This is a genomic window from Rhodococcus sp. OK302 (genome assembly GCF_002245895.1).
GTDB lineage: Bacteria > Actinomycetota > Actinomycetes > Mycobacteriales > Mycobacteriaceae > Rhodococcus_F.
In genome coordinates this window covers 3,327,000-3,352,334 of sequence record NZ_NPJZ01000001.1, presented here as the reverse complement: position 1 = coordinate 3,352,334, position 25,335 = coordinate 3,327,000, and the positions used below count along the sequence as shown (strand labels likewise).

At 61.7% G+C, this 25,335-nt stretch carries 22 protein-coding genes; 3 read left to right on the top strand and 19 right to left on the bottom strand.

Going from position 1 to position 25,335, the window contains the following annotated elements; translation table 11 throughout:
* Window positions 1-69: 69 nt before the first annotated feature.
* From BDB13_RS15400 to BDB13_RS15380, 6 genes are read right to left on the bottom strand one after another with little or no spacing between them, the layout of a single operon-like run.
* Window positions 70-1,131, bottom strand: coding sequence for a class I adenylate-forming enzyme family protein (locus BDB13_RS15400; protein ID WP_217902128.1), 1,062 nt, complete (start codon window positions 1,129-1,131; stop codon window positions 70-72).
* Window positions 1,059-1,625: an AMP-binding protein gene (locus BDB13_RS32575; RefSeq protein WP_217902127.1), complete on the bottom strand. Its 567-nt coding sequence runs from the start codon at window positions 1,623-1,625 to the stop codon at window positions 1,059-1,061. Before BDB13_RS32575 ends, BDB13_RS15400 begins: the two co-directional genes overlap by 73 nt.
* Window positions 1,622-2,428: an enoyl-CoA hydratase gene (locus BDB13_RS15395; RefSeq protein ID WP_094272405.1), complete on the bottom strand. Its 807-nt coding sequence runs from the start codon at window positions 2,426-2,428 to the stop codon at window positions 1,622-1,624. Before BDB13_RS15395 ends, BDB13_RS32575 begins: the two co-directional genes overlap by 4 nt.
* Window positions 2,425-3,510 carry an acyl-CoA dehydrogenase family protein gene (locus BDB13_RS15390; RefSeq protein ID WP_094272404.1) on the bottom strand — a complete coding sequence of 362 codons (1,086 nt, stop codon included), beginning with the start codon at window positions 3,508-3,510 and terminating at the stop codon, window positions 2,425-2,427. The genes BDB13_RS15395 and BDB13_RS15390 overlap by 4 nt, the downstream gene beginning before the upstream one ends.
* 9 nt (window positions 3,511-3,519) lie before the next feature.
* Window positions 3,520-4,677 carry an acyl-CoA dehydrogenase family protein gene (locus BDB13_RS15385; RefSeq protein ID WP_094272403.1) on the bottom strand — a complete coding sequence of 386 codons (1,158 nt, stop codon included), beginning with the start codon at window positions 4,675-4,677 and terminating at the stop codon, window positions 3,520-3,522.
* Window positions 4,674-5,681, bottom strand: coding sequence for a Rieske 2Fe-2S domain-containing protein (locus tag BDB13_RS15380; protein ID WP_169633394.1), 1,008 nt, complete (start codon window positions 5,679-5,681; stop codon window positions 4,674-4,676). Before BDB13_RS15380 ends, BDB13_RS15385 begins: the two co-directional genes overlap by 4 nt.
* Before the next feature lie 841 nt (window positions 5,682-6,522).
* Here BDB13_RS15380 and BDB13_RS15375 point away from each other — a divergent pair.
* On the top strand, window positions 6,523-7,908 hold the full coding sequence (locus BDB13_RS15375) for an MFS transporter (protein WP_094272401.1): 1,386 nt from the start codon (window positions 6,523-6,525) through the stop codon (window positions 7,906-7,908).
* A 219-nt stretch (window positions 7,909-8,127) separates the two neighbouring features.
* Entirely contained in the window at window positions 8,128-9,147 is a 1,020-nt protein-coding gene (locus tag BDB13_RS15370) for a TetR/AcrR family transcriptional regulator (protein WP_094272400.1), read from the top strand.
* 89 nt (window positions 9,148-9,236) lie between these two features.
* Here the strand turns inward: BDB13_RS15370 and BDB13_RS15365 are convergent, their stop codons facing one another.
* From BDB13_RS15365 to BDB13_RS15345, 4 genes are all read right to left on the bottom strand, one after another.
* Complete coding sequence (locus BDB13_RS15365) at window positions 9,237-10,583, bottom strand: M16 family metallopeptidase (RefSeq protein WP_094272399.1); 1,347 nt, start codon at window positions 10,581-10,583, stop codon at window positions 9,237-9,239.
* Window positions 10,584-10,717: 134 nt separating this feature from the next.
* Window positions 10,718-12,988: a polyribonucleotide nucleotidyltransferase gene (locus BDB13_RS15360; RefSeq protein ID WP_094272398.1), complete on the bottom strand. Its 2,271-nt coding sequence runs from the start codon at window positions 12,986-12,988 to the stop codon at window positions 10,718-10,720.
* Window positions 12,989-13,476: 488 nt separating this feature from the next.
* Window positions 13,477-13,746, bottom strand: a complete 270-nt coding sequence (gene rpsO, locus BDB13_RS15350) for a 30S ribosomal protein S15 (RefSeq protein ID WP_094274942.1) — start codon at window positions 13,744-13,746, stop codon at window positions 13,477-13,479.
* Window positions 13,747-13,915: 169 nt separating this feature from the next.
* Window positions 13,916-14,914: a bifunctional riboflavin kinase/FAD synthetase gene (locus BDB13_RS15345; RefSeq protein ID WP_094272396.1), complete on the bottom strand. Its 999-nt coding sequence runs from the start codon at window positions 14,912-14,914 to the stop codon at window positions 13,916-13,918.
* A gap of 116 nt (window positions 14,915-15,030) precedes the next feature.
* On the opposite strand from BDB13_RS15345, the gene BDB13_RS15340 reads away from it, so the two are divergent.
* Complete coding sequence (locus BDB13_RS15340) at window positions 15,031-15,777, top strand: metal-dependent transcriptional regulator (protein ID WP_441347196.1); 747 nt, start codon at window positions 15,031-15,033, stop codon at window positions 15,775-15,777.
* 9 nt (window positions 15,778-15,786) lie between these two features.
* Here the strand turns inward: BDB13_RS15340 and BDB13_RS15335 are convergent, their stop codons facing one another.
* The 9 genes from BDB13_RS15335 to infB all read right to left on the bottom strand — a co-directional run bounded on the left by BDB13_RS15335 (window position 15,787) and on the right by infB (window position 25,243).
* The gene (locus BDB13_RS15335) at window positions 15,787-16,221 is read right to left on the bottom strand and encodes a hypothetical protein (protein WP_094272395.1); all 435 of its coding nucleotides are present in this window, start codon (window positions 16,219-16,221) and stop codon (window positions 15,787-15,789) included.
* 23 nt (window positions 16,222-16,244) lie between these two features.
* Window positions 16,245-17,165, bottom strand: a complete 921-nt coding sequence (gene truB / locus BDB13_RS15330; RefSeq protein ID WP_094272394.1) for a tRNA pseudouridine(55) synthase TruB — start codon at window positions 17,163-17,165, stop codon at window positions 16,245-16,247.
* A gap of 24 nt (window positions 17,166-17,189) precedes the next feature.
* Window positions 17,190-17,849, bottom strand: a complete 660-nt coding sequence (locus tag BDB13_RS15325) for a 4'-phosphopantetheinyl transferase family protein (protein WP_094272393.1) — start codon at window positions 17,847-17,849, stop codon at window positions 17,190-17,192.
* A 13-nt stretch (window positions 17,850-17,862) separates the two neighbouring features.
* A complete protein-coding gene (locus tag BDB13_RS15320) occupies window positions 17,863-18,786 on the bottom strand; it encodes a metallophosphoesterase family protein (RefSeq protein ID WP_094272392.1) in 924 nt (307 codons plus the stop codon).
* Complete coding sequence (locus tag BDB13_RS15315) at window positions 18,771-20,189, bottom strand: MATE family efflux transporter (protein WP_094272391.1); 1,419 nt, start codon at window positions 20,187-20,189, stop codon at window positions 18,771-18,773. The genes BDB13_RS15320 and BDB13_RS15315 overlap by 16 nt, the downstream gene beginning before the upstream one ends.
* The gene (locus tag BDB13_RS15310) at window positions 20,186-21,178 is read right to left on the bottom strand and encodes a DHH family phosphoesterase (RefSeq protein ID WP_094272390.1); all 993 of its coding nucleotides are present in this window, start codon (window positions 21,176-21,178) and stop codon (window positions 20,186-20,188) included. Before BDB13_RS15310 ends, BDB13_RS15315 begins: the two co-directional genes overlap by 4 nt.
* 12 nt (window positions 21,179-21,190) lie before the next feature.
* The gene (gene rbfA / locus BDB13_RS15305) at window positions 21,191-21,676 is read right to left on the bottom strand and encodes a 30S ribosome-binding factor RbfA (RefSeq protein ID WP_094272389.1); all 486 of its coding nucleotides are present in this window, start codon (window positions 21,674-21,676) and stop codon (window positions 21,191-21,193) included.
* A gap of 117 nt (window positions 21,677-21,793) precedes the next feature.
* Window positions 21,794-22,084, bottom strand: a complete 291-nt coding sequence (locus BDB13_RS15300) for a DUF503 domain-containing protein (protein WP_094272388.1) — start codon at window positions 22,082-22,084, stop codon at window positions 21,794-21,796.
* 141 nt (window positions 22,085-22,225) lie between these two features.
* Entirely contained in the window at window positions 22,226-25,243 is a 3,018-nt protein-coding gene (gene infB, locus BDB13_RS15295) for a translation initiation factor IF-2 (protein ID WP_094272387.1), read from the bottom strand.
* Window positions 25,244-25,335 lie beyond the last annotated feature (92 nt).

The window sequence follows — 25,335 nt, the reverse complement described above, 5'->3', positions numbered from 1 at the left end:
CACCCTGAACAGGGTGTACCGGGAGTGGATGTGAATGAAGGCGGGACGAATTCGATCGACCAGCTCCTATCAACTTGGTGATGCTGCCGAGAACGTCGAGCGCAACTCCTGCTTTCGGGTCTTCATCGTCGGCGTCTTGGGCATCTCGGAGATGATCTCGATCTGTTCCGGCGATTTGTTCGGAGACAGACCGGCCCTGCGGCAGTGCTCGCGAATTTGGGCGAGATCTGGTTGCGTAGCAGCGGGATGCAACTCGATGACCGCACAGATGCGCTCCCCGCGAGCCTCGTCGGGAAGGCCGATCACTGCGACGTCCGACACCGCTTCATGCTGCGCAACGACGTCTTCGATCTCCATGGGACTCATCGACTCGCCTTTGCGGATGATGAGGTCCTTCTCTCTGCCGACGAGAGTGAGATTGCCGTCCGGCCGCAGATGGCCGATGTCGCCGGTGAAGTACCACCCGTCGTCGTCGAACGGCTCGACAATTTCGCCGCGGTCGAGATAATGCTTGAAAAGCATCGGACCTCGTACCCACACGCGCCCATCGGCGCAAGCAGGCAGGACATCTCCATCCTCTGCACGGATCTGCACCTCGCACCCCAGTACCGGCCTCCCTGCCGTACCCGCCAGCTGCTCGACAGTGTCATCCGGGCGACCTAGCGTGATCATCGGGCATTCAGTCATGCCGTACCCGTGCAGGATCGGAACTCCCAGTTCCGCTCGGGCCTGGTGGAATAGCGCTTCCCTCATCGAAGCCCCACCGCCAACCATTGCCCGCAGCGACGGAACCAGGACTCCGTCTCGATGCTTGCGTTGCTCTGCCAACAACAGCTCGTAATGGACGGTCGAACCACCGTAGAGCGTGGCATTGTGGTGTCGTAGGTGCGCCGCCGCAGCTGCCGGATCAAAGATTTCCATGATCACCAACCCCATACCCGACGCCAGTGACGCAACCATCATGTCCGGGCCGGCAATATGAGCGAATGGGGACACGATCGTTCCGATGTCAGTCGAGCGGGCCGCGACCGCATCCGCGAGGCTGAGCCCCCCGGCGATCAACGTACTGTCGGTGTGACATACACCCTTTGGTGCCGACGTCGTCCCCGACGTGGTGTAGATCCAGCGCACCACATCGTCCGTGCCTGCCGGCGCTGCGGGCAGGGTGCACCCTCCGGCAGGCCGTCAACGATAGTCAATACCTTCAACGCATCATTCGATGCGGCACGCAATTCCTCCGCCATCACGCGGTGGTCGAACCCACGGAAGTTGTCGAGCGTGATGAGCCACTCCGAGTTGCACTGACGAATCATCGCACCCACCTCACGGCTTCGGTAGATCGGGATGATCGGGTTCTGTATGACGCCCAACCGAGACAACGCCAACGTCAGGACGATCGTGTCGATTCTCGTGGGAAGTTGCCAGCTAACCGTCGAACCGGGCGTGATCCCGAGGGCGAGGAGCCCGGCCGCAACCCGTTCGGCCGCTCGGGCGACCGAACTGAACGTCTCGGCGCGATCGTATTCGTCAACGACCATGGTTTGGTCTCCGGTGGCACGCATTCGACGAATCACCAAGTCCCACAGGGAATCAGATTCGATGTCGAAATTGTTCGGCGTTGTCATTTCACCTCTCGCTTTTCTCCGGACGAGGTCAGCGGCTGATCGCTCAGCAAGGGGTAGCCCGTGGTGATCAATGCGTTAGCGTGTCCCAGCCAGTGCATGTCGAATGCCGACTGCAGCGCAGCCTGCTGTCCCATGATGTCGAGCGTCTGATTGACCGCCCGCTTTGCCTGCGCAAGGGCCCAGGCATCCATCGCGGCGATCTCGATTGCCAAATCCATTGTCCGCAAGTCGAGTTCATCGAGGGGAACCACCCTGTTGACCATCCCGGCATTGTGGGCCTCGACCGCCGAGATCTTGCCGGCGGTGAACAACAGTTCCTTCGCACGGCGAGCGCCCAACTCCCAAGTGTGGGCGTGATATTCCACGCCTCCGATTCCGAATTTCGCCACGGGGTCGCTGAAATATGCGTTTTCCGCCGCAACGATCAGGTCGCACGGCCAGATCAAGTTCAGAGCCCCGGCCACGCACGCGCCCTGAACTGAGGCAATCGAGGGTTTCGGGATATTGCGCCACCGCTGGGAAAACCCAAGGTAGTGCTCTGTTTCCCAGTCGTATGCACTCTCGAGCGCACTCTTCCCCTGCCGGAAGTACCCTGAGGCTTCGGACAACAGGTCGTGACCAGCGGAGAAATTCTTGCCGTTGGCCCGAAGGACGATCACCTTTACCTGGTCATCCTTGGCTGCCTTCCGCCAGCAAGAGTCGAGATCTTGCAACATCGACTCGTCCTGGGCGTTGTGTTTCTCCGGTCGATCGAGGGTGATGACAGCAACCGCACCCTCGACTTCGTACTTCACTGTTTTCACGAAATCTCTCCCGAGTACGCGCGATCGAGAACCGTTGAAATGGTGTGGTCATGGACCTCATCAGATCCGAAGTCGAACTGCCACCGTTTCGCGGCCTTGGTGAACAAATGCACGTTGGACTCCACCATGTAGCCGATTCCGGCGTGAACCTCATGAGCCGCATGCACCATCACCTGCGCAGTCCGGCTAGCCTGCTTCGACATCAGCGCGACGTCGAGCTGCGGGTCGGATCCACTGTCGATTGCAAGCGCCGCACTGCGCGCGTATGCCGAGGTCAAGTGAACATTGATCGCGATATCCGTGCACAGATACTGCACAGCTTGGAATCGACCGATCGGCCCGCCGAACTGGTGACGGTCCTGCGCATACCGGACCGTAATGTCGAGTAGTCGACTCCCGGCGCCGTATACCTGCGCCGCCCGGAGGACCGCGGACCTCTGCTGCGCGATCTCGACGGCACGGTCCGCATCGAGTCCCCTCGCCAACACGACTTCTTCGGTAACCGCGACATTGGAGAAGGACACACTGAACATCGGATACTCCCCGATATTCGGCAGTGACTCAATGCGGACCGCGTCGGTCTTGTCGATGAGCAGAAGTGCACGCTCGCCACCGTCATCGGCGAGCACCAGATAGCCGTCAGCCTGATCGGCGAACGACACTGGCATCGCGGTCCCGCTCAAGACATCATTCCGGATCTCCAACGGGCGACCCCACCCACTCAATGGAAACACGGGCATCACCGATGCGGCGCCGTTCCCAATCCTCGACGCAAGGCTGACTGCCTTCGCCGTACCGATGACGATGGATGCATCCCGGGACATCGTGAGATCCAGCAAGGGAGTGTCGACGAGGGCCCTCCCCATCTCCACGAAGATCCCGGCAATACTGCCCAAAGCTGCACTGTCTGAGGACAATCCGGCCGGGTCCCCGAGTTGCAGCCAATCCAGATCGCGAAACTGTTGAACGTGATTTTTGTAGTCGATTGTGGTCGCCCGATCGGTCAGCGGTGAGCAACGAGCGAACACCGATTTGGCGACTTCGGTGAGAATTGAGAAATCTTCACCCCAGGTCAATTCCATGTGTTACTCCTATCGGGGAAGGCCCAGGCCACGTGTGGCCAGAATCATTCGTTTGAGTTGGGTGGTTCCTCCTGCATGGTTTGCGAACGATTGTCGATACCACGCCTCGGGCCTTCCATTCAGGAGCGCATATCCGGACTCTCCTGTGAGCTGGCTCGCCGGCCCCAGTATTCGGTCGTAGACCTGCGAGAACAGCGGCTCGAACTCCTTGGCCACGACCTGCTGGATTCCTCCGCCATACGGCTGCAGGCGTCCTGCAATGTTGTTGCCGACGACTTCGTAGGCCAACAGTCGCTGCGACTGGATCATCGACGCGAGTTCGGCGATGCCGGCCGATACACGCGAATCTTCGAGCGCACCCGGTATCGACCTGCAATGCGCAAGGAGTTCACGAAGCCTTGCCTCCTGCATCGCATAGATCGGTTCAACCGTCCCTGACGCATAGAAGGCGCGCATGATGTACTGCCAACCCATTCCTTCTTTCCCGATCAACGCATTCCCCGGCACGCGCACGTTGTCGAGATAGGTGCTGGACTGCACGCCTCCACCGAAATTCCGCATCGGATGGATCGACACCCCCGGACTTTTCAGGTCGACCCAGAAGATGCTGACCGCGCCGCTGGTCGAACCGGCGGACGAGGTTCGGGCGGCAACGTAGAGCACGTCGGACATCGGACCCCACGAGGTATATGCCTTCTGTCCGGTGATCACCCAGTCTTCGCCCTCCTTCACCGCCTTCGTCTGCAGCGACCCGAGGTCCGAACCAGCCTCGGGTTCTGTGAGGCCTTCCGCCCAGAGCGTGCGCATCGACGAGATGTCGGGCAGCAGTTCCCTCTTCTGCTCCTCGCTCCCCCCGACCAGGATTGTGCCGGCGGCAAGGAAGATCCCGACGGAATTGACCATAGGGGCATCTGCGGCGGCGAATTCTTCGAGCAGGATTTGATTGTCCACGGCGCTGCGCCCCGCGCCTCCGTACTCAACCGGCCACGTCAAGCCGATCCAGCCCTTCTCGGCAACCTTCCGGTTGAACTCGAGGGCGGTCTTCCAGCGCTGCGGTCCGTCATCGAATTCGGTATTGAACGCATTCTCGGGCGGAAGCTCGGCCGCAAGAAAGTCCCGAACCTCAGAACGCCAATCATCTTGATTGACAACTAGTTTGGTCGTCATGTCACGAGCTCCGATCCTGCAAACTGTTCCTTGGCGTCGTGGCCACGCTGACCTTCGGGATAGAAGCGGCGCGCCCACTGACGAATCTCGCGGAATCCGGCAGCTTCCGCAGTCGCGAGGCCTGGCGGCTCGGTGTAGCGCTGATGCTCCCAGATCGCCACGTCTGCCTTGAGCTGACTGATCGCGCTCCGTCTGCGTTTGGCAAGCATCTGGTCGTCATCTGCCTCCCGACTCGCCCACGCCGAGAACCGGACGACGGACTTTTTGTCATCGATCGGAGTTACGGCCGTCAGACTGCATATCTCCCCGACGCCACTGGCGTACGAATACGAGATACCGACTCCGAGTAGATACCCTTTGGTAATCCCATGCACGGTGACGATCTCGCCAGATTCGTTGCGGTGCTTATATTTCAATGCGAGTTCAGTCTGCAGTGTGTGCTCCCCGAACTCCCGCATGGTGACCGTGGGAATCTCGTCGGTGCGGTGCACATACTTGAAGTGGGCGAAGTCCACGCCGTTCTCGATCACATACTGAGGGTGCACCGGAAGTTCACCCTTTTCGAATATCCCGTCAGGGTAAGTCTCGTGATACCTCTCGCGCGGACCAGATTCCTCGAAAAGGCCGAATACGCTCGGCACAGGATACTGCGGAGAATTCCCCTCGGCATCGTGCCAGAGGTACATGACGCCATCCATCTCCTGCACGCTCCAGGACTGAATGCGCCTGACGCGATTTGTCGAATCCTGGTACGGGATACACGTATTCCGACCTTCCGGACTCCAGCGCCAATTGTGAAACGGACACTCGATGTCGTCGCCCTGAACCTTCCCCCCGTAGGCCAAGTTGGCCCCGAGATGCTCGCAGTACGCATTGAGCACAACCAGGCGACCAGACACGGTTCGGTAGGCGACCAGGTCCTGCCCAAAGTAGAGCATGGGCTTAACCTCCCCCACCGCGAGTTCGGCCGACCATCCAATTTGAAACCATCCAGTTGGTTTCATTGACAGCGCCATTGACGACACAGATTCTTCCCTTCACTACGGCCGCGACCGCGACCCGCACACCCTTGCCGCCTATGCCGACCAACACGCACATATATACGGCCCAAAATTATTGCTACACAGATAGATACAGATTCTCGGGCCGAGGAATACGCTCTTCGGTCGACTCCGAAGACGCTTCAGAACCGCCCCTCGATTCCATGACACCCTCACCGTAGCCATTGGCTACGGTGACGTCAACCACTACTTTTCGAATGCAGACCGCGTAGTGACCGAATCGTCCCTGGGTTCACCTGGACCAATGTGGCGCGCGGACTTAGTTCGCCTCTCCGCCGGCTCGGTTGGCTCCACCAATCACAACGGGCAGAGCTTTCACACCAATCGGAGATTTACGGACATACCGCCCATAGCTCGGAAATACGTTGCCCGGCAATGCGTTCAAGTTTGAATACCGTTGACAGCCAGAGACATACACGCGCCGCCGCATGCTTGACGAGCGAATCAGAATCTGATTACCTCACTGCGGAGTATCCCGACGAGGATCCCTTCGCCTCACGTACAACGGCCAACCTTGCCGACTTCTCACTCGCCCCATCCGGGCCCGCAGCACGGAATCACTACTCGGACACGCACTTACGTTCACCAGCCAACTCACCGTCGACGACTCCTCGTCGTCTCGGGAGCTCGTCGCCGAGCGCGACCACATCTGTCCGTCGATCCGGCCGAACCACGCCGACTCCGCAGTGTCCACACACAGTTTCGGGCGGTTCGTCAACGGATCGCCACCGCACGCAACCCCTCAGTTCAATTCCTTGAACGGTTGACAAGAGAGTAGATACCAATGAATGACGCTGGTCCGTTAACACCATCGCGCACAGTCGTCCGTAGAGCGTCGATCGCAGGATTCCTCGGCACGGTCGTCGAATCCTATGACTTCTTCGTCTTCACCTACCTGATCGTCTACACGTCCCCGCTGTTCTTTCCCAGAGATGATCCTGCAGCAGGGATCCTCATCTCGCTGGCCGTGCTCGGCACCGGATTCCTGGCACGGCCGTTGGGCGGCATCATCTTCGGGCGCCTCGGCGATCTCCGCGGACGACGCACAGCCCTCCTGGTCACGATCCTGGGTATGGGCGCGGCAACCTTCCTGATGGGCTTGCTACCCACCTACCAACAGATCGGCATCGTTTCCCCGATCCTCCTTGTCCTGTTGCGACTCCTCCAGGGCATTTCGGCGGGCGGCGAACTCATGGGGTCGGCCACATTCATTTCCGAACACGCCAACAAGCGCAACCACGGCTTCCTGAGCACTATCACTCCGCTCGGCTTCGCAACCGGCACTGTGTTGGCTCCCGGTGTCGTTGCGCTCGTGACTATCGCTCTCTCGGAGGAGACCATGGCCGAATGGGGCTGGCGCATTCCACTGCTGCTATCCCTATTGCTCACCACCACATGCCTACTGCTTCGCCTACGCCTCGAGGACTCACCCGAGTTCCGACGCCTGGCTGACGCTCACGAAGTATCGAAGTCGCCGGTACGCGAACTCATCTCGAGCCACTGGCGGACGCTGATCAAAATAATCGTTCTCAGCGCGACTGTACTGATGATCGGCTACATCTCTGCCGCCTACATCCCGATCTACCTCCAGCGGGAACTCAACTTCAGGCCGGGAACCACAGCCAACATGGCAACCGTCACTTCCGCGTTCGCAATTGCGTTCCTGATTGTCACCGGACTGGTCATGGATCGGTTCGGTCGGCGCGCAACAATGACAGCAATCATGGCGGCGTTGGGTATTGGCGTCCTCCCCATCATGTACTTGATGAAGGTGGCCGACGGAAACCCCGTCATCACCGTGCTCGCCTGGTCCCTGTTCGCCGGTCTGGCCGGTGCCGCTTCAGCTCCGGCTTACGCCACGTTCACCGCGGTCTTCCCAGTCCGAATGCGATACACGGGAGCAGCAATGGGTTTCGGGCTCGGCTCGGCGATCGGTGGTGGATTCGGTCCTTACCTGGCGGGCCAGTTGACTGTCTGGACCGGCAATCCGTACGCGCCGGCCTTCATGGTCGGAGTAGCGGCCATTGTCGCGATCGTCATCATCACAACAATTCCCAGTCGCGGGATCGTCGACGATGACGGACGAATGGACGGAAAACAGGTTGACCGCAATGCCGCCGGCTCGCAGCTGACGGGAAATCCGGAGGTTGGCGCCAACAGAGTGCACTGATCCGCAGGGCCGACTCCACTGCCAACCGACTCACCAGAAAAGGCAATGTCTGCACATGGCGAGACGCATCGCATCCTTGAATTCCTCCCCGGCACCCACCTGCCGGGGCAAGAATCCGAATCATTCGGCGTCGGTTCTCACAGGCCGCAGCTACAGGAACTCCGTCAACTGCCCCCGGGCATATCCCCGTCCTGCGCGGAGTGACAAGATGACTGGACTATGAACGACGATCGACTTCTCCCTGTCGCTACGGACCGCGAGGAATGGACTACTCCGCAAGTAGCCGAGTTCATGGGAGTCAGCCGCCAAGCAATCAATCGACGGATACACAATCGCACGTTGCTCGGATACCGAGACAAGGCGATAACCCGGTTCCCCGCCTGGCAGTTCGATGTCGACACTCGATGGTTGCGCCCCGAGGTCGAGGAACTGCTCGAAGCACTTGGCGACGAAGTCACCCCCCGCGACGCCGCCCGCTGGTCCACGACACGCGTCCCGAAACTCGACCACACCCCAGCAGAACTCCTTCTCTCCCCGGACGGTAAGGAGCTGGCCCTCGAACTCGCCCGCCGATACGACGGTCGCGACACCTCCCCGACCCCGGCGGAGACCGTGTCGCCGTCAGAACGACAAGTAAGTTTCGAGTGGTTCCCGGACAACCCCGACGACGACGATCCACGCAGCGCGATCCTCCGCGCCGCAATCAAACTCTTCGCCCAGAAGGGGCCCGCGAAGGTATCACTACGCGAAGTCGCTGCGGCTGCCGACGTCTCCTACAGTTTGATCTACCGCTTTTTCAAGACCAAGGAGAACCTCTTGGTCAGCGTGATGCAACTCTTCATACAGCAAGGCGGCCAACGTCTCTCCGACGAGGACGATGTATACATCGCGATCGAGAAGTCTCTCGGATCTGACGCCGGGCAATACGGCCGGATGCTCTCGTGGGCGGTCCTGGACGGGGCAACTCCGGAGCGTCTGTTCCCCGCTGGTACCCGGACCAGTGGGTATCGCACGCAGATAGAGGCGCTGTGGCGCGACCCCCGGAAGCCAGTGGTCCGGGACCAGTTCGACCCACGAGTCGTCGCGTCGCTGATCCAATTGGTGGCGATCGGGTGGGATCTCTACGAGCCGTACATGACCCGCCTGGAAGGTAGCCAGGATCGGGCCACGTCGGACCGACGCGACGAATTGATCGAGATGCTCAAGGTTCTGGTGTATGCCACAAGCCCCAAGCATTAGCTTGCGACGTTGACCGAAATTCACCGTTCCGGTGCCACCACCAAAGATTCGTGCGCGAACTCCTCAAGGTTCCCGGCGAATGTTCGGGATTACCCGACGATCCCGCGCACCGAGGCCGGGAGGTCCCGCACGCGCTTGTACGGTCCGACGACAGCAGCCGCGAACGGACGCGTCAGCAGAACCTGAGCTACTTCGAGAACTTCTTCGGCAGTGACCGCGTCGATGGTGGCCAAGGTTTGCGCCACACTGCGATGGTCGCCGTAATTGAGTTCACTACGGCCGATCCGGGTCATTCGCGAACCCGAATCTTCCAGGGACAGAACCAAACTGCCCCGCAAAGCACCCTTGGCGCGAGCAATTTCGGCATCGGTGATGCCGCCCGCCGCAACCTGCGCCAGAACCTCGCGGATTACCGTGGTGACCTCACCGAGGTTTTCGGGCTGGCAGCCCGCGTACACCGAAAAAGCTCCGGTATCGGCAAAAGTGTCGACGCCCGAGTAGACGGAGTACGCAAGGCCCCGTTGTTCCCGAATCTCTTGGAACAGACGAGAACTCAAGCCGCCGCCCACAGCGGTGTTGAGCACGGACAATGCCCAGCGATGACCTTCGTGACGACCGAATGCCCGCACTCCGAGCGCCAGATGAACCTGCTCGCTGTCGCGATGGGTCAGGCTCAGTTCGGGCATCGTGCGCAGTCGCAATGTTCCTTCACGACGCGGAGCAGGCTTCACGCCACGCTCGAGATGCCCGGCAAATGCACGTCGGGCCAACGTCACAACCTGCTTGTGGTCGACGTTGCCGGCCACAGCAAGAACCATCCGCTGCGGGGTGTACCGGCGCACGTGGAAAGAATGCAACTGGCTGCGGGTCATCGATTCGATCGATTCCACACTGCCGATAATGGGACGGCCTATCGGATGATCACCGAACAGCGCCGTAATGAACGCGTCGCCGAGAAGGTCTTCCGGATCGTCGTCGCGCATCGCGATCTCTTCGAGAACTACCTGCCGCTCGACATCGACATCCGCGGTACGGCACCGACCACGAAGAACCACATCCGAAACAAGATCCACTGCCATCGCCAGGTCCTCGTCGATCACATGCGCGTAGAAACACGTGTGCTCTTTGGAAGTGAATGCGTTGAGCTCGCCGCCGACACCGTCCATGACCTGTGCGATATCGAGCGCAGTTCGCGACGGAGTCGATTTGAACAGAAGGTGTTCGAGGAAGTGTGCCGCGCCGGCAACACTCGGCTGCTCGTCACGCGATCCGACACCAACCCAGACGCCAACCGAAGCGCTGCGCACGCCCGGAATGAACTCGGTGACTACACGGAGTCCACCGGGCAGGACCGTCCGCTGGACCCCGGACTCGGGAGCTTGCGCGTCGATCGGGGATTTCAGTGCAGTTGTACGACTGCGCGCGGTCTTGGCCATGAAGTGTGTCAACGGTCCTTGAAGAAGTTGGGGTGAAAATTTTGGGAAGAACACCGCGTGGTCGCCACGGCGAAAGGAACTTTACGCCAGCGGCCCCGTACGAAAATCCGCACGGGGCCGCTGAGTGAACATGCTTACTCGGAAGCAGCCTCTTCAGCTACGGGAGCTGCAGTCTCGTCATTGCCCTCTTCGACGGGGATCAGCGAGATCTTGCCGCGAGCATCGATGTCGGCGATCTCGACGCGGATCTTGGATCCGACGTTGACCACGTCTTCGACCTTGGCAATACGCTTGCCACTGCCCAGCTTGGAGATGTGAACCAATCCGTCGCGACCCGGCAGGAGCGAAACGAAGGCACCGAAGGCGGTGGTCTTGACGACCGTGCCCAGGAACCGCTCGCCGACCTTGGGGAGCTGCGGGTTGGCAATGGCGTTGATCATGTCGATCGCGGCCTGTGCAGACGGTCCATCGGTGGCGCCGACGAACACGGTGCCGTCGTCTTCGATGGAAATGCTGGCACCGGTCTGCTCGGTGATGGAGTTGATCATCTTGCCCTTGGGGCCGATGACCTCACCGATCTTGTCGACGGGGACCTTGATGGCCGTCACGCGGGGAGCGAACGGGCTCATCTCGTCCGGGGTGTCGATGGCCTCGGCCATGACCTCGAGGATCGTGGTGCGAGCATCCTTGGCCTGAGCCAAAGCGCCGGCCAGAACCTTGGACGGAATTCCGTCGAGCTTCGTGTCGAGCTGCAGAGCCGTGACGAAGTCCTTGGTACCGGCAACCTTGAAGTCCATGTCACCGAAAGCATCTTCGGCGCCGAGGATATCGGTCAGTGCCACGTAACGGGTTTCGCCGTCGACCTGGTCGGACACGAGGCCCATGGCGATACCGGCAACCGGAGCCTTCAGCGGCACACCGGCGTTGAGCAGTGCGAGCGTTGAAGCACACACGGAACCCATCGAGGTGGAGCCGTTGGAGCTCAGAGCCTCGGAGACCTGGCGGATTGCGTACGGGAACTCTTCGACGCTGGGCAGAACCGGCATGAGAGCGCGCTCTGCGAGTGCGCCGTGGCCGATTTCGCGACGCTTCGGCGAACCGACGCGACCCGTCTCACCGGTGGAGTACGGCGGGAAGTTGTAATGGTGCATGTAGCGCTTGCTGGTCTCGGGACCGAGCGAGTCGACCTGCTGAGCCATCTTGACCATGTCGAGGGTGGTGACGCCCAGGATCTGGGTCTCGCCACGCTCGAACAGTGCGGAGCCGTGTGCGCGCGGAATGATCGCAACCTCGGCGGACAGCGAACGGATGTCCGTGATGCCGCGACCGTCGATGCGGAACTGATCGCGCAGGATGCGCTGGCGAACCAGCTTCTTGGTGAGCGAGCGGAACGCTGCTCCCAGTTCCTTCTCGCGACCCTCGAAGTTGGGTGCAACGAGCTCGAGAACCTCGGCCTTGACCTCGTCGGTCTTGTCGTCGCGTTCCTGCTTGCCGGCGATTGTCAGTGCGGCATTGAGCTTTTCAGCTGCAGCAGCCTCAACAGCAGCAAAGACGTCGTCCTGGTAGGCCGGGAAGACCTTGTAGTCGCCCGTGGGCTTGGAAGCCTTGGACGCCAACGCCTGCTGTGCAGCGCACAGACGAGCGATGAACGGCTTGGATGCCTCGATGCCCTCGGCGACGATGGCCTCGGTCGGTGCCTGAGCGCCGTCGGCGATCTTCGCGATGACGTTGACGGAGGCCTCGGCCTCGACCATCATGATCGCGACATCGGCATCGTCACCGCTACCGGAAACGACGCGGCCGGCGACGACCATGTCGAAGACAGCGTTTTCGAGCTGATCGACCGTCGGGAATGCAACCCACTGGCCGGCCTTGTTGTCGTCCGAGACGATGAGTGCAACGCGCACGCCGCCGACGGGACCGGAGAACGGCAAGCCCGCGATCTGCGTCGACGCGGAAGCGGCGTTGATAGCCACGACGTCGTACAGGTCCTGCGGGTTGAGGCTCATGACCGTGACGACGACCTGGATCTCGTTACGGAGACCGTCGACGAACGACGGGCGCAGCGGCCGGTCGATGAGGCGGCAGGTCAGGATCGCGTCGGTGGAGGGGCGTCCCTCACGACGGAAGAACGAACCGGGGATACGGCCCGCTGCGTACATGCGCTCTTCGACGTCCACCGTCAGGGGGAAGAAGTCGAAGTGCTCTTTGGGGTGCTTGCTGGCGGTCGTGGCGGACAGCAGCATGGTCTCGTCGTCCAGGTATGCAACGACGGCGCCGGCAGCCTGCTGAGCAAGGCGTCCGGTCTCGAAACGGATGGTGCGGGTACCGAAGGACCCGTTGTCGATCACGGCGGTGGATTCGAACACGCCTTCGTCGACCTCTACTACGGAATTCTCTGTCATCTTTTTTTCTTCACTTCCCTCTCGTCTTCGCCGTACCCGCGCGGGCGTTTCCACCCTCCTGGTGGAAACTGCGCACCGAGGGACGTCCCCCTCTTGAATTGCAGAGGTTCGCGATAGCTGCGAACTTTTCTCTGCTTCGGGACGTCACTGACCTTCGGGCGGCCGTCGATCGAAGTTCGCCGGAACACGCCGGACTCGAGAATATTGACGGACTCGAGTCCGATCCGGAAAACCACTACCGACAACCGACACCACGTTCTCTGGTGCATACGGTGTGCTGACGGCGCTTTCGCCCGCCAACTCAGCTGTCTGGCACAGCCAATCACTGCTGCAGTTGCAGCCGATCACTGTCCTATGACAGCCAATCACTACCTTGCGGCAGTTAACGCCGAAAGCCAGCGAATCCCAGTCTATCCGTGGATTCGCCGGCTGACGGAGTGTTGAGCAAACGTGAGTTTGCCGTGTTGCTTTCGATCAGCGTCGTAAAACTAGCGACGCAGGCCGAGACGCTCGATGAGCGCACGGTAACGAGCGACATCGGTCTTTGCTACGTACTTGAGCAGACGACGACGACGGCCGACCATGAGCAGCAGTCCACGACGCGAGTGGTGGTCATGCTTGTGCATCTTGAGGTGCTCGGTGAGATCGACGATGCGCTTGGTGAGCATTGCCACCTGAGCCTCGGGCGATCCCGTATCGGTCTCGTGCAAGCCGTACTCGCCGAGAACGGTCTTCTTTTCTTCGGTGGTCAATGCCACTTGATTCACTCCTGTGATGACGATTGCGCAAAAGGATCTAGATCGGATGCGGCCGCCGCAAACCGCAGCACACACCGAGAGATGATCCTACCAGGAGCAATGCGGCCAACTCGACGGTCACGGAGAAGTGTGGCGGTCGACACTCCGGACGGTCAGGAGGTGAGCAAAATCAGCCGACGCTACGCTCGGTGTCCTCGTCCAATATCTCGCGCGCACGCTCGACATCTCGGTTCATCGCCACGATCAGCGATTCGATGGAATCGAACTTCTCCATCCCACGAATCCGCTCGACCATATCGACTGCGACGTGCTGGCCGTACAGATCTGCTTCTGTGTCGAGGACAAATGCCTCGACGGTACGGGTGCGTCCGGAGAACGTCGGATTGGTTCCCACCGACACCGCCGCCTTGTACTTGCGACCTGGTACGACGGTACCCAATTCTGCGCCGGGAGCGACAGAGTCACCGATTCCGAGAACGCTGAACCAGGCCGCGTAGACACCGTCAGCCGGAATGGCCGAAAACATCGGCGGCGCAATGTTTGCCGTGGGGAATCCCAGTTCACGTCCACGCTTGTCTCCGTGCACTACAACGCCTTCGACGCGATGCGGCCGGCCGAGCGCTTCAGTTGCCGCCGCCATGTCTCCGGCGTCGACGCACGAGCGAATGTAGGTGGAAGAGAACGTCACTGCATGCTCGACGAGCAACTGGACGTCGTCAACGGCGAACCCGAATCGAGCGCCCATCTCGCGCAACAGATCAACGTTGCCGAGGGCTTTTTTGCCGAAGGTGAAGTTGTCCCCCACCACTACCTCGGCGACATGCAGGCGCTCCACGAGGATTTCGTGGACGTAACGCTCAGCGGTCACCTTCATGAACTCCGCGGTGAACGGTATGACGCAGAAAACGTCGATGCCGAGCTCCTCGGCCAGTTCCGCCCGGCGGGCAAGCGTCGTCAACTGAGCCGGATGACTGCCCGGGCGCACTACTTCCATGGGGTGCGGATCGAACGTCATCAGAACACTGGGAACACCCCGCTTGCGCGCAGCGGTAACCGCCGTCGCAATCAATTGGGCATGCCCACGATGCACACCGTCGAATACACCGACAGTGAGCACACAACGACCCCAATCGGCCGGAACTTCGTCGAGACCACGCCACCTCAGCACGAATGGCAGCCTACGGGTCGTGTCGGCGACTCTCACCTTCGGACCCGCCGAGCGGCTCACACTGAATGCTCGCTCGCGTACGCACCTTCCGGAATTCGTAGCCTAAGCTAAGTGTCGTGGCAGCTCACAAGACCGAACCCTCCGGCGATCCCTCCAATGCGGACAACGCTGTCGAACAGACATCGAATGCATCGATCGACACACTTGCACTCTCCTCCGTCGCCCAGGACTACTTGAAGGTGATCTGGACCGTCCAGGAATGGTCGCATGAACGGATCTCCACCAAGCTGCTGTCCGAGAAGATGAGCGTCTCCGCATCGACTGTGTCCGAGGCTATTCGCAAACTGTCGGATCAAGGACTCGTCGATCACGCCCGGTACGGATCCATCGCACTGACGGACACCGGACGCGCGGCCGCAGTGTCCATGGTGCGACGCCACCGCTTGATCGAGACGTATCTGGTTCAAGAACTCGGGTACGGCTGGGACGAGGTCCACGATGAAGCCGAGATCCTCGAACACGCCGTCTCGGATCTGATGATCTCGCGCATGGACGCCAAACTCGGATTCCCCGAGCGCGATCCGCACGGAGATCCCATTCCGTCCGCCGACGGTTCGGTACCGACTCCCCCGGCCCGGCAACTGAGCGACTTCGCCAACGGTGAACGCGGTCGCGTAGCTCGCATCTCCGATTCCGATCCGGAAATGCTCCGTTACTTCGATTCCGTCGGCGTCAGCCTCGACGTCGAAATCACGGTGGAAGAACGACGCGATTTTGCCGGTACGGTGTCCGTTCGCCTCGGCGACAACCCCGAATGCATCGACTTGGGAAGCCCTGTCGCCCAAGCTATCTGGCTGGTTTAGCTTCGCCTGTCATCTGAGTTCACCGCTGAGTGCGGCCAGCCCCATACCCAGAAACCCGAGCAGGATCAGCGCACAGAGCAGCCCGAGCGCGCCGACAATCAGCGCCTGAGCGATCAACCCGTGCGAACGCGTGGTGCCCGATGGCCCCAGATCACCTTTGAAGCTCTCCTGCGCCGGTGCCGAATACTCCACCACCCGACCGATTCCGGGAGGAACGACGGCGTCGCAACGCCCGAAGGTCCATCTCTTCGATTTCGGATCTCGCACGTTGACATAGATATCGATCGACAACGGTTGCGCGTCCGGAATCGACACACGGTGCTCACCCCACGGAAGTACGTCCGTGTGGCCGTTGATCGTGACGAACGGGCGGTAGGCGCCGCTCCGCAGGAACGAGATCCTCGACCGTTTCAGGACGATGAGGACAGTGTCGGGAGCGCTCATTGACCCAGAGTCTCGGAGCGCACTCATTGACGCAGGGTTGCCGGCCGGACGACCATTACCGAACTGGCGCGCTTGCCCTTCTCCTGGAGCAACGCAATGGTGTGACCGGTGGGATCGATGGCCGCATAGATGCCCTTGACGCCCATCGGTTCGAGCCAACGGCCCTGACTGATGGCCTCGGCCTCGTCAGTCGTGATCTGACGGTGCGGAAATGCTGTCTGCGCAGCCTCGTCGATGTCCAAACTGACGCTCGGAGCCTCGGCAAGATCCTCGAGGGTCAGAGCATGATCGAGTGTGAACGGACCGACCCGCGTGCGACGCAACGCCGTCAGATGGCCACCCACTCCGAGTTCGCGTCCCAAATCCCGCGCCAGCGAACGGATGTAGGTGCCTGACGAGCACTCCACTTCGACGTCTAGGTCCACAAAACCACCGTCGACATCTCGGCGAGCCAGAACGTCGAACGTCGATACCGTCACCGGGCGCGCGGCAAGCTCCACGGTCTCGCCGGCCCGTACCAAAGCATGAGCCCGCTGGCCGTCCACCTTGATTGCGCTGACGCTGGCCGGAATCTGTTCGATGTCCCCGGTCAACGTCGCCACGACGGCGGCAATGTCCTCATCGGTGACAGCACTCGCGTCGGCCGTCGTCAGGATCCCGCCTTCGGCGTCGTCGGTGTCCGTGGACGCGCCCAGACGAATGGTGGCCGAGTACGCCTTGGTTGTCAGGGCCAGCAAGCCCAGCAACTTGGTTGCGCGCTCCACACCGAGCACCAGAACACCCGTCGCCATCGGATCGAGCGTGCCGGCGTGACCGACCTTTCGGGTGTTCAACAGTTTGCGGCACCGAGCCACAACATCATGGCTGGTGAGACCTGCCTCTTTGTCGACGATCAGGATTCCGGCGCCGACAAGTCCGGAGGAAGGCTTTTCGCGAGCTGACACGTGTCCCGATTCTGCCAGCCGAACTCACTGCACCGAAATTGCCGTCAGAATCAGGCCGCCGGAGACCATCCATTTGCCGTCGAATTCGGTGAGCGGCGCACCCGACGTCGCCTCCCCGGGAACCAGCAGCTTCGACCTGAACGTGCCCGACGTGGCGGACTCGGATTCGAAAGTGATGTGCGCGTCCTCGAATCCCAACCAACGCTGGGTGAGCGGGAACCATGCCTTGTACGTGGCTTCCTTGGCGCAGAACAGGACTCGATCCCAGTGGACGGGGCCATCCAGATCCACCGTTCCGAGCCACGTTCGCTCGTCCTCGATGCTGACGGCCGGCAGTACACCCTTAGGTAAAGGCGCATGCGGTTCCGCGTCGATCCCGAGCGAACGAACCTGCATCGAATAGGCCAGCACGGCGCCGCGATATCCGTCGCAGTGGGCCAGCGAGCCCACAACACCCCGCGGCCAGAGCGGCGAGCCTCGCTCGCCCCGCATGACGGGCGCCGGCGGGACGCCGAGTTTGCCCATCGCCGTGCGGGCAAGATGGCGCGTTGTCACGAACTCACGACGACGCTTCTCGACGGCCCGGCCGATCAGCGCCTCTTCACTCGGGTGCGGAACGAGCCCGGGCGGATCCTCGAAAGCTTCAGCCGTCGCGATGCCACCGGGAAGAATCTGTTCGATCACGTGTCGGTACCTCTCACTTCCCCGAGCGCATGCGCTCGACTTCGGCTTCCTGCTCCGGCGTCACCTTGAAGTGGCCGCCCCACTTGTTGAGCGTTCCCGGCGGATACTCCGGCACGGGCAGAATCTGACGCAACAGCTTTTCGGGCAATCCTCGCCGACGCCATTCGCGCGGGTATCCGAGGGAGACTTCCTCGAAGCGGACGCCGTCGTAGTACGTCGTACGCGGAATGTGCAGGTGCCCGTAGACCGAGCACACCGCGTTGTATTTCACGTGCCAGTCCGCCGTCATGGTCGTACCGCACCACAGCGCGAACTCCGGGTACATCAGAACATCTGTGGGCTGACGAACCATCGGAAAGTGATTGATCAGGACGGTCTTCGTACCGGCGGGCAGAGCATCGAGCCGAGCCTTCGTGTATTCGATCCGGGCATGGCACCACGCGTCGCGCGTCGCGTACGGCTGCGACGACAGCAGGAACTCGTCCGTCGCCACCACATTCTTCTCGCGGGCAATCTCGAGTCCGTGAGCCTTGTCCCGTGCCCCGGCCGGCAGGAAGGAGTAGTCGTAGAGAAGGAACATCGGCACCAACGTCACCGGACCGTCTTCACCGTCCCAGATCGGGAACGGATCTTCCGGCGTGATGACGTCGATCTCGCGGCACATGTTGACCAGGTACTCGTACCGCGGCGCACCGTGGATCTGAACCGGGTCCTTGGCGGTGGTCCACAACTCGTGGTTGCCGGGAATCCAGATCACCTTCGCGAAGCGAGAGCGCAGCAGCGTCAGCGCCCAGCGAATGTCGTCGGTCTTCTCGGAGACGTCACCGGCGAGAATGAGCCAGTCGTCGGGTGAATCCGGAAACAGTTCTTCCGTCATCGGCTTGTTACCGTTGTGACCGACATGAATGTCGCTCACCGCCATCAGCTTTGCTGCCACGATCCCTCTGTTTCCTCGCTCGGACGCTCGATGTGAAGTGCAGTTGTCCGGGTTGCTGTGGGTTGGGTTCCCGTGACCGCCCACTTACCCGAGAGGGCGCGCCACAGGACTGCAACCATCCGCAGTACTACGAACACTGTCAGGCCCGCCCAGATTCCGGCCAATCCCCAGTCGAAGGCCAGAGACATCCAGATCGCGGGCAGGAAACCGACGACGGCACACAGCATGGTCGCGTTTCTCAGGAACTTGACGTCGCCCGCGCCCAGTAGAACGCCGTCGAGTGCAAACACGATTCCGGCGACAGGCATGATCGCGACGAAGAACCACCACGCGATCGACATCTGAGCGAGTACGTCCTCGTCCGCTGTGAACAATTGCGGGATCACCGAGTGCCCCGCTGCAAACACCACGGCCAGAAGTATCGCGAACACCGTCGACCACGCCGTGATCCGCCACGACATCTTCTTGGCCGCTGCCGCATACCCGCCGCCCAAAGCTGCACCGACCAACGTCTGCGCGGCAATCGCGAGTGAATCGAGTAGTAGCGCAACCAGGTTCCACAATTGCAGAACCACCTGATGTGCACCCACAACTGCGGCGCCGAATCGCGACGCCACCGCAGCTGCCGAGACGAAGCATGCCTGAAACGCGAGACTACGCAGAATCAGATCGCGCCCCATGACCATCTGGGCTCGCATGATCGCGACATTCGGACGGACCGATACCGGTTCACGAAACAAGGCCCAGCCGAACAACGCACCGGAGATGCTCTGGCCCACCAGATTTGCGACGGCAGATCCTTCGAGTTCCAGACGCGGCGCGCCCCACAAACCGTGGACCAGAATGGGGCACAGTATTGCCGAAATTCCGAGACCGACAAGCACGAACCGCAGTGGCCGGACGGTGTCCTGGACGCCACGCATCCAACCGTTTCCCGCCAATGCCACCAATATCAGCGGCACACCCAGAACCGCGATGCGTAACCAACTCTCCGCCGCATCCGCGATATCCGAACCACCGGCGACTGCCGACGTCAGCGGCCCGGCGATCACCTGCACGATCGCGACCAGCATCAGTCCGATCGCCAACGCCAACCAGGTTGCCTGCACCCCTTCACCGACGGCGTCCCGCTCGCGACCGGCGCCGTGCAGACGCGCAGCGCGTGCCGTGGTTCCGTACGACAAGAACGTCAGCTGAGTACTCACCAAAGACAAGATGAGTCCGCCCACCGCCAGTCCCGCCAACGGAAGTGCACCGAGTCGTCCGACAACCGCAATATCGAACAGAAGGTATAGGGGTTCCGCGGCCAACACACCCAATGCGGGGAAGGCCAGCGCAAAGATTCGACGGCCGGTCACCTCGAAATCGGTGCCGGCATCGGGAGCGACTGACCCCGAACTCACCCCAGCGCCGCAATCAGCGCCGCGACGGTCTGCTCACTCGAATCCGACGAGGTATATCCGGCCGAGAGCCGGTGTCCCCCGCCGCCGAGACTTTCCGCAACAGCCGACACGTCAATTTCGGACTTCGCGCGCAACGAGATCGACCAACCACCACGTTCTGATTCCTTGAGAACCGCAGCAACTTCCGCGTCAGCCGTCGTTCGCACGATGTCAACGACGCTCTCGATTTCTTCCGAACGAAGGTTTCCGACGTCACTTCGGCGGATCACGGCATACACGAGCCCGCGGCCATCCGCAGCCTCGCGCACCAACGTCGCCGATCCCAGAACGGACGACAACATCGGCAGCCAACCGAACGGATGGGTGTCGAGAAGTTGACGGGCAATGGCGTCTCCGTCAATGCCGGTCTCCAACAATCTGGCCGCCAGAACATGCGTCGACGGGCCGCCCCATCGGAAGGAACCGGTGTCGGTCACCAAACCGGCGTAGAGACAATGCGCTACATCCCGATCGATCTCCACACCCCAGAAATCGAACAATCTCGCCAGGAGTGCCGTGGTCGAGGCTGCAGACTCGTCCACGACGTTGATCGCGCCGAATTCGGAATTCGACCGATGGTGATCGACGACGATGGTTCGATCGGCACCGTCGAGACGGTTCGCAAGATCACCGAGCCGACCGATACTGCCGACGTCGACGGTGACAAGAACATCAACCGACGCGCGCACGCTCGCCGGTGGAACCAGCAAATGCAGTCCGGGCAAACCTGCCATCGACTCCGGAAGTTCCTCAGGTCGACTGAATGCAACCTGAACCGAGACGCCTTTGCGTTCGAGCACCAGGCCGAGTGCCAGCCCACTGCCGATCGTGTCGGCGTCCGGCTGGACGTGGCACAGGACGGTTACCGTCTGTGCCACGTCCAACACCTCGACCACCTGGGCGAATTCTGCCTCGCAGAGGTCTTCGCCAGTGGGCGCGGTGATCGTCATCTTCGCTACGCGTCAGTCGTTGTCACGAGCGTCCGAGGACACTACGTCGTCCTCGTCGTCGGCTACTGTGCGGGGCTCTTTGTACGGATCTGCGTCGCCGGCCGGCTGCGCGCCTTCGCGTGCCTTGGCAACTTCGATATCGGCTGCACGTGCACGCGCCAACAGTTCTTCCATGTGCCGCGCCGTGTCCGGAACTGTGTCCGCGACAAACGTCAGAGTCGGTGTGAAACGGACGCCCGTTCCAGCTCCCACCTTTGAGCGCAGTGCGCCCTTGGCCTTCTCGAGACCGGCCGCGGCAGCTTCGACGTCCGGCGCGGAGTCGACCTTTTCACCTCTGACGGTGTAGTAAACCGTCGCGTCGTGCAGGTCGTTGGTGACCTTGGTATCGGTGACGGTCACATAATCGAGCCGCGGATCCTTGATCTCGTGGTCAATTGCGGTTGCGACAATCGTGCCGATTCGTTTTGCGAGCTTACGGGCCCGGGCTGGATCCACCATGACTCTCTGTCTCCTTCTCCCTGGACATTCGATACGAGCTGACTCGATCGATCAAAGTGCTGATTAACAAGAATTATTACCGACAACAGTCTTGTGCATCGCAGCCTGGCAACCAAATCAGTCCTCGGGACCGAATATTCGTCGTCGCACCGCGAGGAGTTGCATCTCAGGTCGCGCGGCCACTGCACGCTCGCAATGATCGAGGACATCGTGCAGGTGATCGACCGACGAACTGACAGCAGCCACCCCGACCAGAGCCCGACGAAACCGTCCCTGCTCACCGGCTTCGGCAGCACTGACACCGAACCGACGCAGCTCCGTCAGTATCGGCGACACCAGCGAGCGCTTTTCCTTGAGTGAGTGGACATCTCCGAAAAGAATGTCGAACTCCAATGCTCCTACAAACATTTTCCCCCTCGAAATCCCCGAGAAACTCTACTGCCACCAGCCTGGAGATAGCCGAATGGACCCTCCCGGACATTTTGTCAATGTCCGGGAGAGTCCAGTCAGTCAGTACTCACGAGCGCCCCCAGCGCTCGTGGGCGACTATCAGTCGCGCGGCTTCTCACGAAGCTCGTAGCACTCGAGAACGTCACCGATCTTGATATCGGAGTAGGTGACGGTCAAACCACATTCATAGCCTTCGCGAACCTCGGTGACGTCTTCCTTCTCCCGCTTGAGCGAGGAGATGGTGACCGTCTCGGCGACAACCATGCTGTCGCGGATGAGACGTGCCTTGGCGTTGCGACGGATGGAGCCCGACGTGACCAAGCAACCGGCAATGTTGCCGATCTTGGACGAACGGAACATCGCACGGATCTCCGCCTTGCCCAGCTCGACCTCTTCGTAGACCGGCTTGAGCAGACCCTTGAGAGCCTTCTCGACCTCGTCGATGGCCTGGTAGATCACCGAGTAGTACCGGATGTCGACGCCCTCGCGGTTCGCCAGCTCGGTCGCCTTGCCTTCGGCACGGACGTTGAAGCCGATGATGATCGCGTTGGAAGCCGCTGCCAGGTTGACGTTGGTCTCCGTGACGCCACCGACACCACGGTCGATGACGCGCAACTGCACCTCGTCGTCGATCGGGATTGCCAGCAATGCCTCTTCGAGAGCCTCGACGGTTCCCGAGTTGTCACCCTTGAGGATCAAGTTCAGCTGTGAATGTTCCTTCAGAGCTGCATCGAGATCGTCCAGGCTGATGCGCTTGCGGCTCTTCGCTGCCAACGCGTTGCGCTTACGTGCATTGCGGCGGTCTGCGATCTGACGGGCAGTCCGGTCGTCGTCGACCACGAGCAGGTTGTCGCCTGCGCCGGGAACCGACGTGAAGCCGATGACCTGAACGGGACGTGAAGGCGTTGCCTCGTGGACGTCCTCGCCGTGCTCGTCCACCATGCGGCGGACGCGGCCGTAAGCATCACCGGCAACGATGGAGTCGCCGACCCGCAGCGTTCCGCGCTGGATGAGCACGGTAGCAACGGGACCACGGCCACGGTCGAGGTGTGCCTCGATGGCGACACCCTGTGCGTCCATGTCCGGGTTAGCGCGCAGATCCAAGGAAGCATCAGCCGTCAACAGAACAGCTTCGAGAAGCTGGTCGATGTTCAGACCCTGCTTCGCCGAGATGTCGACGAACATGGTGTCTCCGCCGTATTCCTCGGCAACCAATCCGTATTCGGTCAGCTGCTGACGGATCTTGTCCGGGTTCGCGCCTTCCTTGTCGATCTTGTTCACCGCGACCACGATCGGCACGTCGGCCGCCTGGGCGTGGTTGATCGCTTCCACCGTCTGCGGCATGACACCATCGTCGGCTGCGACAACAAGGATCGCGAGGTCGGTGGCCTTGGCACCACGAGCACGCATAGCCGTGAAGGCCTCGTGACCCGGAGTATCGATGAACGTCACGAGACGCTCGTTGCCCTCGAGCTCGGTGAGCACCTGGTAAGCACCGATGTGCTGCGTGATACCGCCGGCTTCGCCCTCACGGACGTTGGCCTTACGGATCACGTCGAGCAGACGAGTCTTACCGTGGTCGACGTGGCCCATGACGGTAACCACAGGCGGACGGGCGTCGAGGTCTTCTTCTCCGCCGGCATCCTCGCCGTAGGTGAGGTCGAAGTGTTCGAGCAGCTCACGATCTTCGTCCTCAGGGCTGACGACCTGAACGACGTAGTTCATTTCGCCACCGAGAAGCTCCAGCGTCTCGTCGTTTACCGACTGAGTTGCCGTGACCATCTCGCCGAGGTTGAACAGTGCCTGTACGAGCGCTGCGGGGTTCGCATCGATCTTGTCGGCAAAGTCGGAGAGCGACGCGCCGCGAGCGAGACGGATGGTCTCGCCGTTGCCGCGAGGCAGCCTGACGCCACCGACTGCGGGAGCCTGCATGCTCTCGTACTCGGCGCGCTTTGCCCGCTTCGACTTACGTCCACGACGAACTGCTCCGCCGGGACGACCGAATGCACCTGCTGCTGCGCCGCGCTGACCGGGACGGCCACCGCCACCGGGACGACCGCGGAAACCACCTGCGGGAGCTGCTCCACCGGGAGCACCTGCACCAGCGCCGGCGCCGGGAGCGCCGCCACCGCGGTATCCACCGCCACCGCCGCCGCCGCCACCGGGACGACCGCCGGGAGCGCCACCGGGACGACCCGGACGTCCGCCGCCACCGGGCGCGGGACGAGCGGAACGAGCAGGCATTGCACCCGGGTTCGGGCGAGGAGGCATGGAGCCGGGGCTAGGACGGGGTCCACCCTGACCTGCGGGCGGACGGGGTCCACCCTGACCCGGAGCCGGACGAGGACCGCCCTGGCCGGGAGCCGGACGAGGACCGCCCTGGCCGGGAGCCGGACGCGATCCGCCCTGACCCTGGCCCTGAGTCGGACGAGGTCCACCCTGACCCGGTGCCGGACGCGGTGCGCCGGGAGCCGGACGAGGAGCCGGACGCTCGGTCGGAGCCGAGGAGTACGGGTTGTTGCCGACGCGCGGAGCCTTGGGCATCGGACGCGGTCCACCGGGCTTTGCGCCGGTCGACGGTGCGGCCGGAGCTGCTGCTGCGGGTGCAGCCGGTGCCGGAGCTGCGGGTGCTGCCGGAGCCGGAGCTGCGGGAGCAGCCGGAGCCGGACGACCGGGCTTCGGTGCGTTGAACGTGGGTGTAGGCACTGCCGGAGATGCGACGGCCGGAGCTGCCGGAGCCGGAGCTGCCGGAGCTGCGGGTGCAGCCGGAGCTGCCGCCTTTGCTGCGGGAGCAACAGGTGCTGCCGGAGCCTCGGGAGCAGCCGGAGCGGGTGCGACCGGCTTGGGGCCGGGACGCGGAGCGCCAGGCTTTGCCGCAGACGGTGCCGGAGTACCGGGCTTTGCTGCGGGCTTAGCCGCTGCAGCGCCGGACTCGGACTTGGTTTCTGCGCCGGCGGCAGACGGGAATGACTCCCGCAGACGACGGGCGACGGGCGCCTCCACTGTGGATGACGCAGACTTTACGAACTCGCCCTGCTCTTTGAGCGTTGCGAGTAGTTCCTTGCTGGTGACACCGAGTTCTTTAGCCAACTCGTGTACGCGGGCCTTGCCTGCCACTGCTCTCCTCACTGATGAGGTCGAGCAGGAGGCTTCCCACAGATGTGGGTCCCACACGACCTCGGGTTATAGCCGATGGACGTTCATCGTTG